21 protein-coding genes are annotated in these 13,029 nt (G+C 65.0%); all 21 read left to right on the top strand.

Annotated elements, in window-relative coordinates:
• The 21 genes from rpsG to rplR all read left to right on the top strand — a co-directional run bounded on the left by rpsG (position 1) and on the right by rplR (position 12,983).
• Complete coding sequence (gene rpsG / locus AB0M70_RS26910; protein ID WP_003974303.1) at positions 1–471, top strand: 30S ribosomal protein S7; 471 nt, start codon at positions 1–3, stop codon at positions 469–471.
• 39 nt (positions 472–510) lie between these two features.
• The gene (gene fusA / locus AB0M70_RS26905; RefSeq protein ID WP_365823550.1) at positions 511–2,637 is read left to right on the top strand and encodes an elongation factor G; all 2,127 of its coding nucleotides are present in this window, start codon (positions 511–513) and stop codon (positions 2,635–2,637) included.
• A gap of 152 nt (positions 2,638–2,789) precedes the next feature.
• Positions 2,790–3,983: an elongation factor Tu gene (gene tuf, locus AB0M70_RS26900; protein WP_160506655.1), complete on the top strand. Its 1,194-nt coding sequence runs from the start codon at positions 2,790–2,792 to the stop codon at positions 3,981–3,983.
• A 502-nt stretch (positions 3,984–4,485) separates the two neighbouring features.
• Positions 4,486–4,794 (top strand): 30S ribosomal protein S10, encoded by a 309-nt coding sequence (rpsJ, locus tag AB0M70_RS26895; RefSeq protein ID WP_003948644.1) that lies wholly within the window; start codon positions 4,486–4,488, stop codon positions 4,792–4,794.
• A 13-nt stretch (positions 4,795–4,807) separates the two neighbouring features.
• Positions 4,808–5,452 (top strand): 50S ribosomal protein L3, encoded by a 645-nt coding sequence (gene rplC / locus AB0M70_RS26890; protein WP_363212685.1) that lies wholly within the window; start codon positions 4,808–4,810, stop codon positions 5,450–5,452.
• Positions 5,453–5,459: 7 nt separating this feature from the next.
• The gene (gene rplD, locus AB0M70_RS26885) at positions 5,460–6,113 is read left to right on the top strand and encodes a 50S ribosomal protein L4 (RefSeq protein WP_363212684.1); all 654 of its coding nucleotides are present in this window, start codon (positions 5,460–5,462) and stop codon (positions 6,111–6,113) included.
• Positions 6,113–6,529, top strand: coding sequence for a 50S ribosomal protein L23 (rplW, locus tag AB0M70_RS26880; protein WP_363212683.1), 417 nt, complete (start codon positions 6,113–6,115; stop codon positions 6,527–6,529). Before rplD ends, rplW begins: the two co-directional genes overlap by 1 nt.
• A gap of 39 nt (positions 6,530–6,568) precedes the next feature.
• Positions 6,569–7,405, top strand: a complete 837-nt coding sequence (gene rplB, locus AB0M70_RS26875) for a 50S ribosomal protein L2 (protein ID WP_160506661.1) — start codon at positions 6,569–6,571, stop codon at positions 7,403–7,405.
• 12 nt (positions 7,406–7,417) lie between these two features.
• Entirely contained in the window at positions 7,418–7,699 is a 282-nt protein-coding gene (rpsS, locus tag AB0M70_RS26870) for a 30S ribosomal protein S19 (RefSeq protein WP_160506662.1), read from the top strand.
• Positions 7,700–7,740: 41 nt separating this feature from the next.
• Complete coding sequence (gene rplV / locus AB0M70_RS26865) at positions 7,741–8,088, top strand: 50S ribosomal protein L22 (RefSeq protein WP_016645177.1); 348 nt, start codon at positions 7,741–7,743, stop codon at positions 8,086–8,088.
• Positions 8,088–8,930 carry a 30S ribosomal protein S3 gene (gene rpsC, locus AB0M70_RS26860; protein WP_160506663.1) on the top strand — a complete coding sequence of 281 codons (843 nt, stop codon included), beginning with the start codon at positions 8,088–8,090 and terminating at the stop codon, positions 8,928–8,930. The genes rplV and rpsC overlap by 1 nt, the downstream gene beginning before the upstream one ends.
• Positions 8,931–8,935: 5 nt before the next feature.
• Complete coding sequence (gene rplP, locus AB0M70_RS26855) at positions 8,936–9,355, top strand: 50S ribosomal protein L16 (protein ID WP_135332557.1); 420 nt, start codon at positions 8,936–8,938, stop codon at positions 9,353–9,355.
• Positions 9,355–9,579, top strand: coding sequence for a 50S ribosomal protein L29 (rpmC, locus tag AB0M70_RS26850; RefSeq protein ID WP_010036720.1), 225 nt, complete (start codon positions 9,355–9,357; stop codon positions 9,577–9,579). Before rplP ends, rpmC begins: the two co-directional genes overlap by 1 nt.
• Positions 9,579–9,863, top strand: a complete 285-nt coding sequence (gene rpsQ / locus AB0M70_RS26845) for a 30S ribosomal protein S17 (protein WP_055564830.1) — start codon at positions 9,579–9,581, stop codon at positions 9,861–9,863. The genes rpmC and rpsQ overlap by 1 nt, the downstream gene beginning before the upstream one ends.
• Positions 9,864–9,970: 107 nt before the next feature.
• The gene (gene rplN / locus AB0M70_RS26840) at positions 9,971–10,339 is read left to right on the top strand and encodes a 50S ribosomal protein L14 (protein WP_073768975.1); all 369 of its coding nucleotides are present in this window, start codon (positions 9,971–9,973) and stop codon (positions 10,337–10,339) included.
• 2 nt (positions 10,340–10,341) lie between these two features.
• On the top strand, positions 10,342–10,665 hold the full coding sequence (rplX, locus tag AB0M70_RS26835; protein ID WP_160506664.1) for a 50S ribosomal protein L24: 324 nt from the start codon (positions 10,342–10,344) through the stop codon (positions 10,663–10,665).
• Positions 10,665–11,222: a 50S ribosomal protein L5 gene (gene rplE / locus AB0M70_RS26830; protein ID WP_160506665.1), complete on the top strand. Its 558-nt coding sequence runs from the start codon at positions 10,665–10,667 to the stop codon at positions 11,220–11,222. Before rplX ends, rplE begins: the two co-directional genes overlap by 1 nt.
• A gap of 5 nt (positions 11,223–11,227) precedes the next feature.
• A complete protein-coding gene (locus AB0M70_RS26825; protein ID WP_003948630.1) occupies positions 11,228–11,413 on the top strand; it encodes a type Z 30S ribosomal protein S14 in 186 nt (61 codons plus the stop codon).
• A gap of 223 nt (positions 11,414–11,636) precedes the next feature.
• Positions 11,637–12,035 carry a 30S ribosomal protein S8 gene (rpsH, locus tag AB0M70_RS26820; RefSeq protein ID WP_030359017.1) on the top strand — a complete coding sequence of 133 codons (399 nt, stop codon included), beginning with the start codon at positions 11,637–11,639 and terminating at the stop codon, positions 12,033–12,035.
• 21 nt (positions 12,036–12,056) lie between these two features.
• Positions 12,057–12,596, top strand: coding sequence for a 50S ribosomal protein L6 (gene rplF / locus AB0M70_RS26815; RefSeq protein ID WP_363212682.1), 540 nt, complete (start codon positions 12,057–12,059; stop codon positions 12,594–12,596).
• A gap of 3 nt (positions 12,597–12,599) precedes the next feature.
• The gene (gene rplR, locus AB0M70_RS26810; protein ID WP_160506668.1) at positions 12,600–12,983 is read left to right on the top strand and encodes a 50S ribosomal protein L18; all 384 of its coding nucleotides are present in this window, start codon (positions 12,600–12,602) and stop codon (positions 12,981–12,983) included.
• Positions 12,984–13,029: the final 46 nt, after the last annotated feature.

Raw genomic sequence — 13,029 nt, 5'->3', positions numbered from 1 at the left:
ATGCCTCGTAAGGGCCCCGCCCCGAAGCGCCCGGTCATCATCGACCCGGTCTACGGTTCTCCTCTGGTGACCTCCCTCATCAACAAGGTGCTGCTGAACGGCAAGCGCTCCACCGCCGAGCGCATCGTGTACGGCGCCATGGAGGGCCTGCGCGAGAAGACCGGCAACGACCCGGTCATCACGCTCAAGCGCGCGCTCGAGAACATCAAGCCGACCCTCGAGGTCAAGTCCCGCCGCGTCGGTGGTGCGACCTACCAGGTTCCGATCGAGGTCAAGCCCGGTCGTGCCAACACGCTGGCCCTGCGCTGGCTGGTCGGTTACTCCCGCGCCCGTCGCGAGAAGACGATGACCGAGCGTCTCCTCAACGAGCTCCTCGACGCCTCCAACGGCCTTGGTGCCGCTGTGAAGAAGCGTGAGGACACCCACAAGATGGCCGAGTCCAACAAGGCCTTCGCGCACTACCGCTGGTAGTCGCTACCCACATCGAGACCGAGAGAAGACTGAGCCGATATGGCTACCACTTCACTTGACCTGGCCAAGGTGCGCAACATCGGCATCATGGCCCACATCGACGCGGGCAAGACGACGACCACCGAGCGGATCCTGTTCTACACCGGTGTGTCGTACAAGATCGGCGAGGTCCACGACGGTGCCGCCACGATGGACTGGATGGAGCAGGAGCAGGAGCGTGGCATCACGATCACCTCTGCTGCCACCACCTGTCACTGGCCGCTGAACGACGTCGACCACACCATCAACATCATCGACACCCCGGGCCACGTCGACTTCACCGTCGAGGTAGAGCGTTCGCTCCGTGTGCTCGACGGTGCCGTGACGGTGTTCGACGGCGTCGCCGGTGTTGAGCCCCAGTCCGAGACCGTGTGGCGTCAGGCGGACCGCTACGGCGTCCCGCGTATCTGCTTCGTCAACAAGCTCGACCGCACGGGTGCCGAGTTCCACCGCTGCGTCGACATGATCGTCGACCGCCTCGGTGCGACCCCGATCGTCATGCAGCTGCCCATCGGCGCAGAGGCTGACTTCAAGGGCGTCGTCGACCTCGTCACGATGAAGGCCTTCGTCTGGTCCGCTGAGACCAAGATGGGCGAGGCGTACGACATCGTCGACATCCCGGCGACGCACGCCGAGGCTGCCGAAGAGTGGCGCGGCAAGCTCCTTGAGGCCGTCGCCGAGAACGACGAGCAGATGATGGAGCTGTACCTCGAGGGCCAGGAGCCCACCGAGGACCAGCTGTACGAGGCCATTCGCCGCGTCACCATCGCCTCCGGCAAGGGCGGCGACACCACTGTCACCCCCGTGTTCTGCGGCACCGCGTTCAAGAACAAGGGCGTCCAGCCCCTGCTCGACGCGGTCGTGCGTTACCTCCCGTCGCCCCTGGACGTCGAGGCCATCGAGGGCCACGACGTCAAGGACCCCGAGGTCGTCGTCAAGCGCAAGCCTTCGGACGACGAGCCGCTTTCGGCTCTCGCGTTCAAGATTGCGAGCGACCCGCACCTCGGAAAGCTCACCTTCGTCCGGATCTACTCCGGTCGCCTCGAGGCCGGCACCGCGGTGCTGAACTCGGTCAAGGGCAAGAAGGAGCGCATCGGCAAGATCTACCGCATGCACGCGAACAAGCGTGAGGAGATCGAGTCGGTGGGCGCCGGTGACATCGTCGCCGTCATGGGCCTGAAGCAGACCACCACCGGTGAGACGCTGAGTGACGACAAGAAGCCGGTCATCCTGGAGTCCATGGACTTCCCGGCGCCGGTCATCGAGGTCGCCATCGAGCCCAAGTCCAAGGGTGACCAGGAGAAGCTGGGTGTAGCCATCCAGCGTCTCTCGGAGGAGGACCCCTCCTTCCGTGTGCACTCGGACGAGGAGACCGGCCAGACCATCATCGGTGGTATGGGCGAGCTTCACCTCGAGGTGCTCGTCGACCGCATGAAGCGCGAGTTCCGCGTCGAGGCGAACGTCGGCAAGCCCCAGGTCGCTTACCGCGAGACGATCCGCAAGGCCGTCGAGCGCGTGGACTTCACCCACAAGAAGCAGACCGGTGGTACGGGTCAGTTCGCCAAGGTGCAGATCGCGATCGAGCCGATCGACAGTGGCGAGACCTCGTACGAGTTCGTGAACAAGGTCACCGGTGGCCGTATCCCGAGGGAGTACATCCCCTCGGTGGACGCCGGTGCTCAGGAAGCCATGCAGTTCGGCATCCTGGCCGGTTACGAGATGACGGGCGTCCGCGTCACGCTTCTCGACGGTGCCTACCACGAGGTCGACTCCTCCGAGCTCGCCTTCAAGATCGCCGGTTCGCAGGCGTTCAAGGAGGCCGCGCGCAAGGCCAGCCCCGTGCTGCTCGAGCCGATGATGGCCGTTGAGGTCACCACGCCCGAGGACTACATGGGCGACGTCATCGGTGACATCAACTCCCGCCGTGGCCAGATTCAGGCCATGGAGGAGCGCAGTGGCGCCCGTGTCGTGAAGGGCCTCGTGCCCCTCTCGGAGATGTTCGGCTACGTCGGAGACCTCCGCAGCAAGACCTCGGGTCGCGCAAGCTACTCGATGCAGTTCGACTCCTACGCCGAGGTTCCGCGGAACGTCGCCGAGGAGATCATCGCGAAGGCCAAGGGCGAGTAACTCCCCGCAGTTAACGCTTTAGGCTTGTCACCGGAAGTCCTGAGGCATTCCGGCCGTTCATCGGACGGAATGCCTCGGACCCCGGCATCCCAGCAAAGATCACCTGGCGCCGATGAAGCAAGGCGTACAGAACCACTCCACAGGAGGACCCAGTGGCGAAGGCGAAGTTCGAGCGGACTAAGCCGCACGTCAACATCGGCACCATCGGTCACATTGACCACGGTAAGACGACCCTCACGGCCGCCATTACCAAGGTGCTGCACGACGCGTACCCCGAGCTGAACGAGGCCTCGGCCTTCGACCAGATCGACAAGGCTCCCGAGGAGCGCCAGCGCGGTATCACGATCTCGATCGCGCACGTCGAGTACCAGACGGAGACCCGTCACTACGCCCACGTCGACTGCCCCGGTCACGCGGACTACATCAAGAACATGATCACGGGTGCCGCGCAGATGGACGGCGCGATCCTCGTGGTTGCCGCCACCGACGGCCCGATGCCGCAGACCAAGGAGCACGTGCTCCTGGCCCGCCAGGTCGGCGTTCCGTACATCGTCGTCGCCCTGAACAAGGCCGACATGGTGGACGACGAGGAGATCCTGGAGCTCGTCGAGCTCGAGGTTCGTGAGCTCCTCTCCGAGTACGAGTTCCCGGGCGACGACCTGCCGGTCGTCAAGGTCTCGGCGCTCAAGGCGCTCGAGGGCGACAAGGAGTGGGGTGAGTCCGTCCTCAACCTGATGAAGGCTGTCGACGAGTCCATCCCGGAGCCCGAGCGTGACGTCGACAAGCCGTTCCTGATGCCGATCGAGGACGTCTTCACGATCACCGGTCGTGGCACCGTCGTCACCGGTCGTATCGAGCGTGGCATCCTCAAGGTCAACGAGACCGTCGACATCATCGGCATCAAGACCGAGAAGACCACCACCACGGTCACCGGCATCGAGATGTTCCGCAAGCTGCTCGACGAGGGCCAGGCCGGTGAGAACGTCGGTCTGCTCCTCCGTGGCATCAAGCGCGAGGACGTCGAGCGCGGCCAGGTCATCATCAAGCCCGGTTCGGTCACGCCGCACACCGAGTTCGAGGCCCAGGCCTACATCCTGTCGAAGGACGAGGGTGGCCGTCACACCCCCTTCTTCAACAACTACCGCCCGCAGTTCTACTTCCGCACCACGGACGTGACCGGCGTCGTGACCCTCCCCGAGGGCACCGAGATGGTCATGCCGGGCGACAACACTGAGATGACCGTTGAGCTCATCCAGCCCGTCGCGATGGAAGAGGGCCTGAAGTTCGCCATCCGCGAGGGTGGCCGGACCGTCGGCGCCGGCCAGGTCACCAAGATCAACAAGTAAGCATTTCGCTTGCTTGAAGATCGGGGTAACCCGGTTGCTCTGAACTGAGCGCAGCGAAGAGCCCCGTACGCCTCTGGGTGTACGGGGCTCTTTGCGTACGCGATGTCGGCCGTGGCAGCTTGACAGTTCGGCTCGATTGGCCTTCGGCGTCCCACCTGTGGCACACTGTCCAGGTTGCTCGGTTGAGTGCCGATGCTGCGCGCCTCCCGCCGGGAGGACCGGAAGCGAGTCCCACAGTACTCGTCGCCCCATCTGCCGTAAGGCAGCGCTGGAGCGGACGTACGGGAATCTTCTGGGAAGCGTGGGCGCGGGGCTTTACCAGGCGCCCGGTGGGTGTCTTCCCCCGGCCAGCGGTCTTTGGGCCGCGATCCCACAGCAGTGGATTTCCTTCGGGAGATTTCATCAGTGAGATTGCGACACGCCCGACCGCGTGGGTCGGTCAGAAGATGGAACGGAACACCGGGTACCAGAGCTTTTCGAGAGACAGGACTACCAAGTAGCCATGGCGGGACAGAAGATCCGCATCCGGCTCAAGGCCTACGACCACGAGGTCATCGACTCTTCGGCGAAGAAGATCGTCGAGACGGTGACTCGCACTGGTGCGTCGGTCGCAGGCCCGGTGCCGCTGCCCACTGAGAAGAACGTGTACTGCGTCATCAAGTCGCCGCACAAGTACAAGGACTCGCGCGAGCACTTCGAGATGCGCACGCACAAGCGCCTGATCGACATCCTCGACCCGACGCCCAAGACCGTTGACTCGTTGATGCGCCTGGACCTTCCGGCCGGCGTCGACATCGAGATCAAGCTCTGAGAGGCGCGGACAGATGACTAAGCAGATCAAGGGCGTCCTGGGCGAGAAGCTCGGCATGACCCAGGTCTGGGACGAGAACAACCGTGTCGTCCCGGTCACCGTCGTCAAGGCCGGGCCCTGCGTCGTTACCCAGGTCCGTACGAATGACTCCGACGGCTACGAGTCGGTCCAGATCGCCTTCGGCGAGATCGACCCTCGCAAGGTGAACAAGCCCCTCAAGGGTCACTTCGCCAAGGCCGACGTGACCCCCCGCCGCCACCTGGTGGAGATCCGCACCCCCGGTGCCAGCGAGTACACGCTGGGCCAGGAGGTTACTGCCGAGGTGTTCGAGTCCGGCGTCAAGGTCGACGTCACGGGCAAGAGCAAGGGCAAGGGCTTCGCCGGTGTCATGAAGCGTCACAACTTCAAGGGACTCGGCGCCGGTCACGGCACCCAGCGCAAGCACCGCTCGCCGGGCTCGATCGGTGGCTGCGCCACCCCGGGTCGCGTGTTCAAGGGCCTCCGCATGGCGGGCCGTATGGGCAACGAGCGGGTCACCACCCAGAACCTGACCGTTCACGCCGTTGACGCGGAGAAGGGCCTGCTCCTCATCAAGGGCGCAGTTCCCGGTCCGAACGGCGGCCTCGTCCTGGTCCGTACCGCGGCCAAGGGGGCTTGAGGAACCGATGAGCACCATTGACATCCTTTCGCCGGCAGGCGACAAGGCCGGGACCGTCGAGCTCCCCTCGGAGATCTTCGACGTCGAGAAGATCAGCATTCCGCTGATCCACCAGGTCGTTGTCGCCCAGCTGGCCGCTGCCCGTCAGGGCACGCACAAGACCAAGCGCCGCGGTGAAGTCCGCGGTGGTGGCAAGAAGCCGTACCGCCAGAAGGGCACCGGCCGCGCGCGCCAGGGTTCGACCCGTGCGCCGCAGTTCGCCGGCGGTGGCGTCGTCCACGGCCCGCAGCCGCGTGACTACTCGCAGCGGACCCCGAAGAAGATGAAGGCCGCGGCCCTGCGCCACGCCCTCACCGACCGGGCCCGCAACGCTCGTATCCACGTTGTCACCAACGTGGTCGAGGGCGACATCTCCACGAAGGCCGCGAAGACGCTGCTCGGCAAGGTCAGCGAGCGCAAGAACGTGCTCCTGGTCATCGACCGCGCGGACGAGACTTCGCTGCTCTCCGCCCGCAACCTGCCCCAGGTGCACATCCTGGAGCCGGGCCAGCTGAACACGTACGACGTGCTCGTCTCGGACGACGTGGTCTTCACCAAGGCTGCTTTCGAGTCCTTCGTGTCTGGCCCCCAGGCCGCTGAGACCGAAGGGAGCGAAGCCTGATGGCTACGCGTCACCCGAGCATCGCCCCCAAGGCGGCCAAGGCCGCCAAGGCCGCGCGCATCGCCAAGGCGAAGCGCCACGCCACCGAGGGCAAGAACACCGTCGAGACGCCGCTGAGCAAGAGCTTCACGGACCCCCGTGACGTCCTCGTCAAGCCGGTCGTCTCCGAGAAGAGCTACGCGCTTCTCGACGAGGGCAAGTACACCTTCGTCGTCGCGCCCGGCGCCAACAAGACCCAGATCAAGCAGGCCGTCGAGGCGGTCTTCTCGGTCAAGGTCACTGGGGTCAACACGATCAACCGCCAGGGCAAGCGCAAGCGCACCCGCACGGGGTTCGGTAAGCGCGCTGACACCAAGCGCGCGATCGTGACCCTTGCTGAGGGCGACCGTATCGACATCTTCGGCCAGGCCTCCTAACGGAGCGCCCTGGTCCGAATATCGGACGAGGACTGAGAAATGGGAATCCGCAAGTACAAGCCGACTACGCCGGGCCGTCGTGGCTCCAGCGTCGCCGACTTCGTCGAGGTAACGCGGTCCACGCCGGAGAAGTCGCTGGTCCGCCCGCTGCACAGCAAGGGCGGCCGTAACAACGCCGGTCGTGTGACCGTTCGCCACCAGGGTGGCGGACACAAGCGCGCCTACCGAGTGATCGACTTCCGTCGTCACGACAAGGACGGCGTGCCGGCGAAGGTCGCGCACATCGAGTACGACCCGAACCGCACCGCGCGCATCGCGCTCCTGCACTACGCGGACGGCGAGAAGCGCTACATCCTGGCCCCCCGCAACCTGTCGCAGGGTGACCGGGTCGAGAACGGACCGGGCGCGGACATCAAGCCGGGCAACAACCTGGCCCTCCGCAACATCCCGGTCGGTACGACCATCCACGCCATCGAGCTGCGGCCCGGCGGCGGCGCGAAGTTCGCCCGCTCCGCGGGTGCCTCCGTGCAGCTGCTGGCGAAGGAGGGCTCCATGGCCCACCTTCGTATGCCGTCCGGTGAGATCCGTCTGGTCGACGTCCGCTGCCGCGCCACGATTGGCGAGGTCGGCAACGCCGAGCAGTCGAACATCAACTGGGGCAAGGCCGGCCGTAAGCGCTGGCTGGGCGTTCGCCCGACCGTTCGCGGTGTGGCGATGAACCCGGTCGACCACCCGCACGGTGGTGGTGAGGGCAAGACCTCCGGTGGTCGCCACCCGGTCTCGCCCTGGGGTCAGAAGGAGGGTCGTACTCGTTCGCCGAAGAAGGCGAGCAACAAGTACATCGTCCGCCGCCGCAAGACGAACAAGAAGCGCTAGGAGCGGGTTTAGATGCCGCGCAGTCTCAAGAAGGGGCCCTTCGTCGACGGACACCTCATCAAGAAGGTGGATGTCCAGAACGAAGCAGGTTCCAAGAACGTCATCAAGACCTGGTCCCGTCGCTCGATGATCGTCCCGGCCATGCTGGGCCACACGATCGCGGTGCACAACGGCAAGACCCACATCCCGGTGTTCGTCACCGAGGCGATGGTCGGCCACAAGCTCGGCGAGTTCTCGCCGACTCGCACCTTCCGCGGCCACGTCAAGGACGACCGGAAGTCGAAGCGCCGCTAGCGCGGGGTGGAACGACTATGACTTACACCGAAGGGACAACCATGGAAGCCAGGGCCCAGGCGCGGTACATCCGCGTCACGCCCATGAAGGCCCGCCGAGTGGTGGACCTCATCCGTGGCATGGATGCCACGGAGGCTCAGGCGGTCCTGCGTTTCGCCCCGCAGGCCGCGAGCGTGCCGGTTGGCAAGGTGCTTGACAGCGCCATCGCCAACGCTGCACACAACTACGACCACAGTGACGCCTCTTCGCTGGTCATCAGCGAGGCGTACGTGGATGAGGGCCCGACCCTGAAGCGGTTCCGTCCGCGTGCCCAGGGCCGTGCCTACCGGATCCGTAAGCGGACCAGCCACATCACCGTGGTCGTCAGCAGCAAGGAAGGAACCCGGTAATGGGCCAGAAGGTAAACCCGCACGGGTTCCGGCTCGGCATTACCACCGACTTCAAGTCGCGTTGGTACGCCGACAAGCTGTACAAGGACTACGTCAAGGAAGACGTCGCCATCCGTCGGATGATGACGTCCGGCATGGAGCGCGCCGGCATCTCGAAGGTTGAGATCGAGCGCACCCGTGACCGCGTGCGGGTGGACATCCACACCGCGCGTCCCGGCATCGTCATCGGCCGCCGTGGCGCCGAGGCCGACCGCATCCGCGGTGACCTCGAGAAGCTCACGGGCAAGCAGGTTCAGCTGAACATCCTCGAGGTCAAGAACCCCGAGGTCGACGCTCAGCTGGTCGCGCAGGCCGTTGCAGAGCAGCTGTCCTCCCGCGTCTCCTTCCGTCGCGCCATGCGTAAGAGCATGCAGTCGACGATGAAGGCCGGCGCCAAGGGCATCAAGATCCAGTGTGGCGGCCGTCTCGGCGGCGCCGAGATGTCTCGCTCGGAGTTCTACCGCGAGGGCCGCGTGCCCCTGCACACCCTCCGTGCGAACGTCGACTACGGCTTCTTCGAGGCCAAGACGACCTTCGGCCGTATCGGCGTGAAGGTCTGGATCTACAAGGGCGACGTCAAGAACATCGCCGAGGTCCGCGCCGAGAACGCCGCGGCCCGTGCGGGTAACCGCCCGGCCCGTGGTGGCGGCAACGACCGCCCGGCCCGTGGTGGCCGTGGTGGCGAGCGTGGCGGCCGCGGCCGCAAGCCGCAGCAGCAGTCCGCGCCGGCTGCCGAGGCCCCCAAGGCCGACGCTCCCGCCGCAGCTGCCGCTCCGGCTGAGAGCACCGGAACGGAGGCCTGACCGACATGCTGATCCCTCGTAGGGTCAAGCACCGCAAGCAGCACCACCCCAAGCGCAGCGGTATGTCAAAGGGTGGTACGCAGGTTGCGTTCGGCGAGTACGGCATTCAGGCCCTCACTCCGGCGTACGTGACCAACCGCCAGATCGAGGCGGCTCGTATCGCGATGACCCGCCACATCAAGCGTGGCGGCAAGGTCTGGATCAACATCTACCCGGACCGCCCGCTGACGAAGAAGCCCGCCGAGACCCGCATGGGTTCCGGTAAGGGTTCCCCCGAGTGGTGGGTCGCGAACGTCAAGCCCGGACGGGTGATGTTCGAGCTGTCCTACCCGAATGAGAAGACTGCGCGTGAGGCGCTTACCCGCGCTGCTCACAAGCTTCCGATGAAGTGCCGGATTGTTCGGCGCGAGGCAGGTGAGTCGTGATGTCGGCCGGTACCAAGGCGTCCGAGCTGCGCGAACTGGGCAACGAGGAGCTTCTCAACAAGCTCCGCGAGGCCAAGGAAGAGCTGTTCAACCTCCGCTTCCAGGCGGCGACCGGTCAGCTCGAGAACCACGGTCGGCTGAAGGCCGTCCGTAAGGACATCGCGCGGATCTACACCCTGATGCGTGAGCGCGAGCTGGGCATCGAAACGGTGGAGAGCGCCTGATGAGCGAGAGCAACGTGACTGAGACGAAGACCGACCGCGGATTCCGCAAGACCCGTGAGGGTCTGGTCGTCAGCGACAAGATGGACAAGACCGTCGTCGTCGCTGTCGAGGACCGCGTGAAGCACGCGCTGTACGGCAAGGTCATCCGCCGTACGAACAAGCTCAAGGCGCACGACGAGCAGAACGCTGCCGGCGTCGGCGACCGCGTCCTCCTGATGGAGACGCGTCCGCTGTCGGCGACCAAGCGCTGGCGCATCGTCGAGATCCTCGAGAAGGCCAAGTAATTTCCGAGGGGATTTCCCCTCGGATCAGTTCCGCCAGGCTCGGCGGGGGCCGGCTCCCGTAAGGGATTCGCCCCCGCCGGGAACCGGCAGACAAACAGGAGATAGACGTGATCCAGCAGGAGTCGCGACTTCGGATCGCTGACAACACGGGTGCGAAGGAAATTCTCACCATCCGTGTTCTCGGTGGCTCGGGTCGCCGCTACGCGGGTATCGGTGACGTCATCGTCGCCACCGTCAAGGACGCGATCCCCGGTGGCAACGTGAAGAAGGGTGACGTCGTCAAGGCGGTCATCGTTCGCACCGTCAAGGAGCGCCGCCGTCCCGACGGCTCGTACATCCGCTTCGACGAGAACGCCGCCGTCATTCTGAAGAACGACGGCGACCCTCGCGGCACCCGTATCTTCGGCCCGGTGGGCCGTGAGCTGCGCGAGAAGAAGTTCATGAAGATCATCTCGCTCGCGCCGGAGGTGCTGTAAGCATGAAGATCAAGAAGGGCGACCTGGTTCAGGTCATCACCGGTAAGGACAAGGGCAAGCAGGGCAAGGTCATTGCCGCTTACCCGCGCGACGAGCGCGTCCTGGTCGAGGGTGTCAACCGGGTCAAGAAGCACACGAAGGCCGGCCCGACCGCCAGCGGTTCGCAGGCCGGCGGCATCGTGACCACCGAAGCCCCTGTCCACGTCTCCAACGTCCAGCTGGTCGTGGAGAAGGACGGCAACAAGGTCGTCACGCGTGTCGGTTTCCGCTTCGACGATGACGGCAACAAGATCCGCGTTGCCAAGCGGACGGGTGAGGACATCTGATGACGACCACCACCAGCCCGCGTCTGAAGACGAAGTACCGCGAGGAGATCGCGGCGAAGCTGCAGGAAGAGTTCTCGTACGAGAACGTCATGCAGACGCCCGGCCTCGTCAAGATCGTGGTCAACATGGGTGTCGGCGACGCCGCCCGTGACTCGAAGCTCATGGACGGTGCCGTCCGTGACCTGACCACCATCACGGGTCAGAAGCCGGCCATCACGAAGGCCCGGAAGTCCATCGCGCAGTTCAAGCTGCGCGAGGGTCAGCCGATCGGCTGCCACGTCACGCTCCGTGGCGACCGCATGTGGGAGTTCCTGGACCGCACCCTGTCGCTCGCGCTTCCGCGCATCCGCGACTTCCGTGGTCTGTCCCCCAAGCAGTTCGACGGCCGTGGCAACTACACCTTCGGTCTCACGGAGCAGGTCATGTTCCACGAGATCGACCAGGACAAGATCGACCGCGTCCGGGGTATGGACATCACCGTGGTCACCACGGCGACCAACGACGCTGAGGGCCGTGCCCTTCTCCGTCACCTCGGCTTCCCCTTCAAGGAGGCGTAAGCGAGATGGCGAAGAAGGCTCTTATTGCCAAGGCTGCTCGTAAGCCCAAGTTCGGTGTGCGCGGCTACACCCGCTGCCAGCGCTGCGGCCGTCCGCACTCCGTGTACCGCAAGTTCGGCCTGTGCCGCGTCTGCCTTCGTGAGATGGCTCACCGTGGCGAGCTGCCGGGCGTGACCAAGAGCTCCTGGTAATTCCCCCTGTCCTACGGGACTTGGGAATTATCGGAGGCTCTCGGTAAGTATCTGGTCGGTAGGTGGCCCACCTCTCCATGGCTTAGGCTAGGAGGGTTGGGCGCCTGCCGCCCTGACCGACTTACTACGCCGTAGGTCCCCGCGCCGCACCCGTCCCGCCTCTGAGTGGGGAGAGGGATGGCGCAGATAGGAAACCACGGCGAGAGAGGCCGAAGGCCAATTCATGACCATGACTGATCCGATCGCGGACATGCTGACTCGTCTGCGTAACGCGAACTCGGCGTACCACGACTCCGTGGCGATGCCGCACAGCAAGATCAAGTCTCACATCGCGGAGATCCTCCAGCAGGAGGGCTTCATCACGGGCTGGAAGGTCGAGGACGCCGAGGTCGGCAAGAACCTCGTTCTCGAGCTGAAGTTCGGCCCGAACCGTGAGCGCTCCATTGCGGGCATCAAGCGGATCTCCAAGCCCGGTCTCCGGGTTTACGCGAAGTCCACCAACCTGCCGAAGGTGCTCGGCGGCCTGGGCGTGGCGATCATCTCCACGTCGCACGGTCTGCTCACCGGCCAGCAGGCAGGCAAGAAGGGCGTAGGTGGGGAAGTCCTCGCCTACGTCTGGTAGTCGGGAACGGAGGAATAGCTAATGTCGCGTATTGGCAAGCTCCCCATCACGGTTCCCGCCGGCGTGGACGTCACCATCGACGGCCGGACGGTCTCGGTTAAGGGTCCCAAGGGCTCCCTTTCCCACACCGTCGTCGCGCCGATCGACATCGCTAAGGGTGAGGACGGCGTTCTGAACGTCACCCGCCCGAACGACGAGCGTCAGAACAAGGCCCTGCACGGCCTGTCCCGCACGCTGGTGGCGAACATGATCACCGGCGTGACCGCGGGTTACGTGAAGAAGCTCGAGATCAGCGGTGTCGGTTACCGCGTCCTCGCGAAGGGCTCCAACCTGGAGTTCTCGCTGGGTTACAGCCACCCGATCCTGGTCGAGGCCCCCGAGGGCATCACCTTCAAGGTGGAGTCCGCGACCAAGCTTTCGGTCGAGGGCATCGACAAGCAGAAGGTCGGCGAGGTTGCGGCCAACATCCGCAAGCTGCGCAAGCCCGACCCGTACAAGGCCAAGGGCGTCAAGTACGAGGGCGAAGTCATCCGGCGCAAGGTCGGAAAGGCAGGTAAGTAAGCCATGGCATACGGTGTGAAGATCGCCAAGGGCGACGCTTACAAGCGTGCCGCCAAGGCCCGCCGCCACATCCGCATCCGCAAGAACGTGTCGGGTACGGCGGAGCGTCCGCGCCTCGTCGTGACTCGCTCGAACCGCAACATCGTTGCTCAGGTCATCGACGACCTCAAGGGTCACACCCTTGCGTCGGCGTCGACCCTGGACGCGACGATCCGCGGTGGCGAGGCCGACAAGTCCGCGCAGGCCAAGCAGGTCGGCGCGCTCGTCGCCGAGCGTGCCAAGGCTGCGGGTGTCGAGGCCGTCGTGTTCGACCGCGGTGGCAACAAGTACGCCGGGCGCATTGCCGCTCTGGCGGACGCCGCCCGCGAAGCCGGGCTGAAGTTCTAAGCCCCGGTTCCGGAGCTAGCGGACGTAACAGAGAGAGGTAATTCCA

The sequence above is a fragment of the Streptomyces sp. NPDC051214 genome (assembly GCF_040682375.1).
In the GTDB taxonomy this organism is placed as follows: Bacteria; Actinomycetota; Actinomycetes; order Streptomycetales; family Streptomycetaceae; genus Streptomyces.
Note: the sequence above shows the minus strand (reverse complement) of the source record. Positions and strands in the feature narration are given on the sequence as shown.

Coding starts and splice junctions, on each gene's coding strand:
- rpsS (WP_160506662.1), top strand. CDS start 7,418: ATGCCGCGCAGTCTCAAGAAGGGGCCCTTCGTCGACGGACACCTCATC.
- rplR (WP_160506668.1), top strand. CDS start 12,600: ATGGCATACGGTGTGAAGATCGCCAAGGGCGACGCTTACAAGCGTGCC.
- rpsH (WP_030359017.1), top strand. CDS start 11,637: ATGACCATGACTGATCCGATCGCGGACATGCTGACTCGTCTGCGTAAC.
- rplF (WP_363212682.1), top strand. CDS start 12,057: ATGTCGCGTATTGGCAAGCTCCCCATCACGGTTCCCGCCGGCGTGGAC.
- rpsQ (WP_055564830.1), top strand. CDS start 9,579: ATGAGCGAGAGCAACGTGACTGAGACGAAGACCGACCGCGGATTCCGC.
- rplV (WP_016645177.1), top strand. CDS start 7,741: ATGGAAGCCAGGGCCCAGGCGCGGTACATCCGCGTCACGCCCATGAAG.
- rplC (WP_363212685.1), top strand. CDS start 4,808: ATGACTAAGCAGATCAAGGGCGTCCTGGGCGAGAAGCTCGGCATGACC.
- rplP (WP_135332557.1), top strand. CDS start 8,936: ATGCTGATCCCTCGTAGGGTCAAGCACCGCAAGCAGCACCACCCCAAG.
- rpsG (WP_003974303.1), top strand. CDS start 1: ATGCCTCGTAAGGGCCCCGCCCCGAAGCGCCCGGTCATCATCGACCCG.
- rplD (WP_363212684.1), top strand. CDS start 5,460: ATGAGCACCATTGACATCCTTTCGCCGGCAGGCGACAAGGCCGGGACC.
- rplW (WP_363212683.1), top strand. CDS start 6,113: ATGGCTACGCGTCACCCGAGCATCGCCCCCAAGGCGGCCAAGGCCGCC.
- rplB (WP_160506661.1), top strand. CDS start 6,569: ATGGGAATCCGCAAGTACAAGCCGACTACGCCGGGCCGTCGTGGCTCC.
- rpsC (WP_160506663.1), top strand. CDS start 8,088: ATGGGCCAGAAGGTAAACCCGCACGGGTTCCGGCTCGGCATTACCACC.
- rplX (WP_160506664.1), top strand. CDS start 10,342: ATGAAGATCAAGAAGGGCGACCTGGTTCAGGTCATCACCGGTAAGGAC.
- fusA (WP_365823550.1), top strand. CDS start 511: ATGGCTACCACTTCACTTGACCTGGCCAAGGTGCGCAACATCGGCATC.
- rpsJ (WP_003948644.1), top strand. CDS start 4,486: ATGGCGGGACAGAAGATCCGCATCCGGCTCAAGGCCTACGACCACGAG.
- AB0M70_RS26825 (WP_003948630.1), top strand. CDS start 11,228: ATGGCGAAGAAGGCTCTTATTGCCAAGGCTGCTCGTAAGCCCAAGTTC.
- rpmC (WP_010036720.1), top strand. CDS start 9,355: ATGTCGGCCGGTACCAAGGCGTCCGAGCTGCGCGAACTGGGCAACGAG.
- rplE (WP_160506665.1), top strand. CDS start 10,665: ATGACGACCACCACCAGCCCGCGTCTGAAGACGAAGTACCGCGAGGAG.